The organism is Agathobaculum sp. LCP25S3_E8 (genome assembly GCF_052117165.1).
Classification (GTDB): domain Bacteria; phylum Bacillota; class Clostridia; order Oscillospirales; family Butyricicoccaceae; genus Agathobaculum.
The window spans coordinates 1-6,274 of record NZ_JBQKJR010000098.1; the positions used below are offsets into that span (position 1 = coordinate 1).

At 45.3% G+C, this 6,274-nt stretch carries 5 protein-coding genes; 2 read left to right on the forward strand and 3 right to left on the reverse strand.

Features of this window, described 5'->3' with window-relative positions; translation table 11 throughout:
* Positions 1-315: 315 nt before the first annotated feature.
* Together ACTQ34_RS17205 and ACTQ34_RS17210 are read right to left on the reverse strand one after the other, a co-directional pair.
* Entirely contained in the window at positions 316-828 is a 513-nt protein-coding gene (locus ACTQ34_RS17205) for a hypothetical protein (RefSeq protein WP_441364837.1), read from the reverse strand.
* 267 nt (positions 829-1,095) lie between these two features.
* Complete coding sequence (locus tag ACTQ34_RS17210) at positions 1,096-2,118, reverse strand: hypothetical protein (protein ID WP_441364838.1); 1,023 nt, start codon at positions 2,116-2,118, stop codon at positions 1,096-1,098.
* Between the two features lie 615 nt (positions 2,119-2,733).
* Between ACTQ34_RS17210 and ACTQ34_RS17215 the strand changes: the two genes are divergently transcribed.
* Both ACTQ34_RS17215 and ACTQ34_RS17220 read left to right on the forward strand, forming a co-directional pair.
* Positions 2,734-3,222, forward strand: coding sequence for a hypothetical protein (locus ACTQ34_RS17215; protein WP_441364839.1), 489 nt, complete (start codon positions 2,734-2,736; stop codon positions 3,220-3,222).
* 13 nt (positions 3,223-3,235) lie between these two features.
* Positions 3,236-4,192, forward strand: a complete 957-nt coding sequence (locus tag ACTQ34_RS17220) for a hypothetical protein (protein WP_441364840.1) — start codon at positions 3,236-3,238, stop codon at positions 4,190-4,192.
* A 49-nt stretch (positions 4,193-4,241) separates the two neighbouring features.
* On the opposite strand, the gene ACTQ34_RS17225 is transcribed toward ACTQ34_RS17220, so the two are convergent.
* Positions 4,242-4,745: a hypothetical protein gene (locus ACTQ34_RS17225; protein ID WP_441364841.1), complete on the reverse strand. Its 504-nt coding sequence runs from the start codon at positions 4,743-4,745 to the stop codon at positions 4,242-4,244.
* Positions 4,746-6,274: the final 1,529 nt, after the last annotated feature.

A 6,274-nucleotide genomic window follows, 5' to 3' on the forward strand; every position in this document is an offset into this window, starting at 1 on the left:
CCCCCAGACCGGTAGAGAAAGGGGGTGTAACCTCTTGGATTTAATCACATCATTTTTTCTTTCTATTATGGCGGGTGTTGTTTGCCACCTCATCTGCAAATGGTTGGATAGGAAGAAGTAACCGGTAGCCAGCCTTGGGTATAAGCCACCCACCCACAACGGAATAGAAAACCCCCGGAGTTGCGACCTCCGGGGGTTTTCGCGTGCCCTCTTGGACACTCACATCATTTTTGCCTAATGATATTATAGCTCATATCAACGGCTATTGCAAGTATATCGCAAGAATTCATACACTATTCATCATTTTTACGCATATTACCGCGCCCGCATATTCTTCGGTACAACGCTTAGCGGCTTTGTATGCAAAAAAATCATTTCCCAATATCCGGCGCGGTAATTAGCCCGCAACCGTCTGCTCAGCAGGACATTCCGCTTTGAAACATCAGACTTCCATTCTTTCTCGCGGATCAGTTCCGCATACCCCTTTCCGTAAGTGGCGCTAATCCCAATCTGACTGATCAACCATCCGCCATTTTCTCCCCGTTTAAATAATTCCTGCATCTGATGCCGCGCCTGCTCTTCTGTGAAATCTACCGAATATGGGCTCTGCAGCACAGTCTCCCACAGCAGCACCTTTTTTGTTTTTCCGCAATATCTATAGCTATGTTCCTTTTCCGCAGAAGATACGACTACATAACCTGTATGTTCTTTCTTAGGCTGCAGCCGCCGATCCGCATTTGCACGTTCCCGCGAGATCCGGAGAAGGTTCTCATTCAGTCTGCGTTGATAATCGCTCTCGCTTCTCTCCGCATCCAGTTCCTGCTCCATCTGCTGGATCTTCTCTTTCGCGAACTTCTCAGCTGCAGCCGTCCGGTACTCCAGCTCCTGCTCTGACATCCGGATTTTTTCTCTTGCTTCACTCTCAGCAAATCGTTTCTCTTGCTCTGCCTTTGCTTTTTCCTGTAGGAGACGCATATATTCCTCTTTGGTCAGGAGTACATGCGTACACTCCGGGTTGTTCTGATCTCCCGATATATCTGCAAATCCGCCTAATAGTCTTTCCTTTACAAATCTGGGCATTATTTTCCCGCTTTCTTATAGGCCACGAATATAGTTATCCGCTACAACACTGATCCGGTTATGACCAAGCGCCTTGCTGCAGACCAACATAGCGGCCTTGTCCAGCTTCTTGCCTGCTTCGTCTTTCCTGCAGGTATATACCTCACTCTGGTATCTTCGGCCTGTTCCCCGATGTACGCGATCATACGGAATATCCTGTATTGGCCGCGCATGGGCTTTGTATATCGCTGTTGCATATTCTGCCCTGTACCCGTGAATGTCGGCATTGGTGTTCACATACTGCCAAACCTTTTCTTCTGCAGGTGTCTCCCTGATCCGCCCTATAATCTGCCCTGCAAAGCGGCCAATAATCGGGCTAAGACGTTCCCTGCCGCCTTTTCCGTTTCGTACATGGGTAAAATATTCTTCATCAAACAAGCGTGTGTCCTGCAGCATCTCAAGCCGCTTATCGGCCGCTGCTGACCGCTCGCCGGCCGGCAGCGCATTTAGCCTGGCTATTTCGTCTTCGATCTGCGCCATGGTCACCAGATCTTTCCCGCGCAGCTCCATCAGCTCACTGCGCCGCAGCCCTGTCCCCTTGCAGAACTTGACCAGCTCGTCGTTGTTCTCTTCTGAAAAATGGCGATCCCGCACACGGTCGCCGCGGCTCCGTTTAATATCCTCTCGATTCCGCTTCGGCGGCTTAAAATACCCATCGTCATCCGGCTGGATACCGTAGAGCTTGCTCAGTGCCTTTGCTTCTGTCTGGATCGTCCACGCAGAAAGTCCCTGATCCGTACGCAGCTGCAACCACTCGTTCACGTATTTTTTCGCGCTTTTCAGTGTCGTGCACTCCGGATGGGTTTCCTTAATGTATTTCAAAAAATATTTCGTGTGTTTCCAATATGTCTGATAGGTATTGAAAGAAAATATTTTCCCCCTGTCAGTGCCGTTTGCTACGGCTTCTTTCTTGCTCTCCCCAAAGGCCTGCATCCCGTTCAGGCGGTCGTAAGCCTGCTGGTGAAGATCCTTGTAGTACGATTTGTTTTTTCTGCCCATGAGATCTACCCCTGATGCAGTGATGTTAAAGCTAAGCCGCTTCCTGCCGGATCAGAAGATCCCGACATTCAGCAAAGATACACTTTTTAACGTCTTATGTGTGACGGTTTTGGGATTTCTCCCGACACTTTTTATCTTGCTTATGTGTGCAGCCCTATTTATTATTCGACGATCTACGGCAGTTAGGGTTCTGTCGGCATCCTTTTGGAGTGATGCAGCTCCCCGGCACTTTTACAGTATGTCCGGCTACGTTCAACGGGTTTCCAGTCCTACAACGATACATTTCACACCTGCACTTTCACAAGGGTTACTCCTGCAGGATCGTGATGCACTTTCCTATTCACAAAGGTTACTATGGCAGCCATGCATCACCGGGCGTATCGCACCCAATATGGCTCTAAAAGATAGAAATAATTCTATGTTCATAGTATAACACTGCCTTGCAATACCGTCAATATATACATGTTATTATGAATATAACGGTTTACCCGTTCACGATATACGCAAACGGATAAACCGTTGTTATTTAATTCCGCATTTTGCATTATTTACCTTTTATTTGTTCCGATATTATATATGAAGTATTTCCAATAAAGGATAGAAAGGATGTTTTTAATGAGAAGAAAAATCATATCTACCATTATCGCTCTAACCCTTTGTTTATCTTATGCTTTTGCAGCTTCTCCTACCGCCGATAATCATACTATCAATGTTTCACCTGATAAGCAACTCTCGTACTCTGTTGATTCCGCGCCTCTCGTTCAACCTATGGCATGGACAGGTGAAACTGCACCTATCATTACAAGAATTGAGCTTGCTGACTATGGATGGTTAGCTGATAAACCAGATCATTTTGGAATTTTACTGAAAGTCACTGGATATGGAAACTCAACTGCTACATTTAATAATAAAAAAGTAGATTTCACAGTTACCGGCTATTTTATTAATTATGGTAATACAGCAGATGGTTTCTATCACCTGTATGATTGTGGCACCATTCCGAATGAAGGCGGAACATATGATTTTGACGCTTTGTATCGCTCCAGTTCTAATTTTACTAAGACACTTTCTTTTTCTACCAGTTTTACGTTTAAACCTGTATGAAAGATGGTGATTCATGATGATTTCCTCATTATACTCGACGCTTGCATACCCAAATTCCATGATAAATACGAAGAAATCCAATCTGTATCAATCACAGAATCAAACGGATTACAAAGTATGGCTTCCGAATGAAAACTGTATTTATTCCGGCGGCACTGGAGATGGACAAAATATCTATGTAACCTATACTGCAGACTCGCGCGATGATGACCCGATTGTCCGCATCCGTGGCACAGCGTCCGATGGCAGCACGTTTGATTTCGTCAAGCATATCAACGAAATTAATCCGAAAAACGCCTCCTATGTGGAAATGTGCGCACTGATCGGATATCAAAATAATACGGGTGCTTATTCTGCCCCCAATCAGATATTGTCCCCTGTCACCCCCGGAACGAAAATCGGCGATTATCTGGAAAAGAAAAATTTTGTAGATATGCTGCAGAGTAATGCATCCAATCCATCCTTTTCGCCATCCATACAAAAAACAGCGCAAACACTGCAAGCGTTATACACGGAATGGATGCAGGAACAGATCGAGAAACGCGGGGAAGAGCTGGCCAACAAGTATTATAATATATCCTATGCAGACAAGGCGCTACCTACGGAAAGCCAGCTTGAAATGCTCAAGGATAAATATGGGAACACACCGCTTACAAAAGAAAAGTATCAGTCTTTTCTTCAAGACCTGACCGACATGGGGGTTCTAAGTGAGGTCGAAAGCCAGTTGGCTGGCAAACGTGCAAATACCATGATGGTTCCGGTTATTCCTGTAGCAACAGCTACAGTCGGCAAAGTAAGTCCATATGATGATGACATATGGCGTCTTGATAACAATGTGGACGTAACCGAATACATCAAATATCGTGCCAGTTGTGATACATTCTATTACATAAACAATGTCTCTCATGAGAGTAGCGTAGATGAGCTATATGGATATATTTCAAATATTATTTCTGAAATAAAGAAATAACTGAATGAAAAGACATAAGACCGACGGAAATTATTTTCCGTCGGTCTTATCATTTGAAAAATCTACTCCACCACGATCGAGGCTGTACCGGCTCGGCCTCAGTAGTATCCTGCCCGGCATCCTCTGAGAGCTGATGCTGGATCGTCCCAGCGTGAAGTGCTTGGGCTGCAGCTGCCGTCTGCTGAGCCGCTGTCAGGGCATGCGATAGACGATCTATTGTCTGCGCCTGCTGGGCGATTTGCTGATCCTTGACCTGCAACTGCTCCTGCAGTACGGTTACCGTAGTTTGCAAAACGGAAACTAAATCGGAAACTTCATGGTTTTCGGTTCGCGAACTGGTTTCCGTTTGGTTCGCGAACTGGTTTCCGTTTTCGGTTTGCGATTTTCCGCAAAATGCCCGAATTATCTTGGCTTCTTGCTCTTCATCAACCGCGAACTGGTTTCCGTTTTTTCGCAAACTAGATTGCAAACCAAGGTTTGCGATTTGTTTTCGCACCGCCGTCTTGGATACCCCTAATTCATCAGCAATTTGCCGGATTGATTTTGTAGCCATAAACCATAAACCCCTCTTACAAGATATTTCTATCATACAGTTATCAAAGGAAAATGTAAATTAAAAACCAGCTTACGCTGGTAGGGGGAAGAGGAACGAGATCCAGCCGCCCGCGTCTTTCCTCTTCCCCCCAGCGCGGATGATGGACAGCTTGCAAGCAACCTGACCACAACCGCGCTCCCCCCATCACCATTCTCACGGCGGCATTCCTGAGAAAAAAGAGAAAAAACGAAAATCTTTCTTGACAAGAAGCACCGTCAGGTGCAAGATGATGGGAACGGTTCAGATCCTCGGAGGGCAGAGTAAGTCCGGCGAACCGGACTTTACCACACCGATCATGGGAATCGGACGAGTCCCCATCAGTTGGCTGCCCCGTAATTCAACCAGCGCGGCCTGTACCGTGTTTTGTCGCACGGCTCATGCCTGCCTGCATCGTGATCCTGCAGGCCGCTGGAGGTGTCGCACTCACGATCCTCCGCTTAGCATCTTATTTCCGTTCGGTGCTGTCAGCCGAACTGACGTCGATCGGCAACGCTGGGGCAGCTTAGCACCGATCTCCGGAACGATTTTCTGCAGCGGCTCGTTCACACCTGCGTTTTACGGATGCGCAGCTTCCCCCGGGCGACCGGAAAAAGGCCGCACTGAACCAAACCCTTAGCTACCATTTTTTCAAAAATGGATTGGGGCTTGTCCTTTCGATTTTCACTTTTTACTATGTAAAAACCGCTGTTTTTGCGGGTTTTACCAAAACATACACAAAAAAGCCGCCCGATTTTTTACAATCGGGCGGCTTAAATTCCGCTGCAACGCTTGACAAATCGCTTTCATACAGTATATAATATCTGTACGAAAAACGATTTTTCACTGCGAAGGCTCCGATGTGCTAGATCGGTTCTCTTCTAAGGAAGGTTAGCGTGTGCTAGACGCTTGGCCTTCGTGTTGAAAAGTCGTTTTTTTATTTGCTTGTTGCTGTTAGTATAAAGCACGTTTAAGAAAAAAGCAATAAGAAATTTCCCATTGCAGCATTTATTCCCGAAAAAATAGCAGGTCACAGTAAATTAATCTGCTATTTTTGTCGTTTTTGATTGATATTTCAAGAGAAATGTCAATTTTGGTGTAATTTCAATCTCTCTATTTATTACATTACTTGAAATGAGTTTGGGTAATGTCGATTTGTCTATTAATTATACAAAACTATGGTTTTTGGTAAACTCATTTTGCTGTCAAGTGCGAAATTCCTGCATTTTCAGCCATTTTAAGCGATTTCCCATTTTTTCTTTCATGATCTCAACCGCAAGATATTGTGTTTTGAATCATTTTTACTTTCCGCTGCTGATCTCTTGTTTTCTTCCTTTTTCGGCTTTTCGCGTCACTGCTTGTTGCCCTATCACCTTTATGTTATACTGAATAAGCTACCACCCCCAGACCGGTAGAGAAAGGGGGTGTAACCTCTTGGATTTAATCACATCATTTTTTCTTTCTATTATGGCGGGTGTTGTTTGCCACCTCATCTGCAAATGGTTGGATAG

What these genes read in the sequence shown, in the direction of transcription:
- ACTQ34_RS17205 (WP_441364837.1), bottom strand. Translation starts at nt 828, where the DNA reads ATGGAGCAGGAACTGGATGCGGAGAGAAGCGAGAGCGATTATCAACGC.
- ACTQ34_RS17210 (WP_441364838.1), bottom strand. Translation starts at nt 2,118, where the DNA reads ATGGGCAGAAAAAACAAATCGTACTACAAGGATCTTCACCAGCAGGCT.
- ACTQ34_RS17215 (WP_441364839.1), top strand. Translation starts at nt 2,734, where the DNA reads ATGAGAAGAAAAATCATATCTACCATTATCGCTCTAACCCTTTGTTTA.
- ACTQ34_RS17220 (WP_441364840.1), top strand. Translation starts at nt 3,236, where the DNA reads ATGATGATTTCCTCATTATACTCGACGCTTGCATACCCAAATTCCATG.
- ACTQ34_RS17225 (WP_441364841.1), bottom strand. Translation starts at nt 4,745, where the DNA reads ATGGCTACAAAATCAATCCGGCAAATTGCTGATGAATTAGGGGTATCC.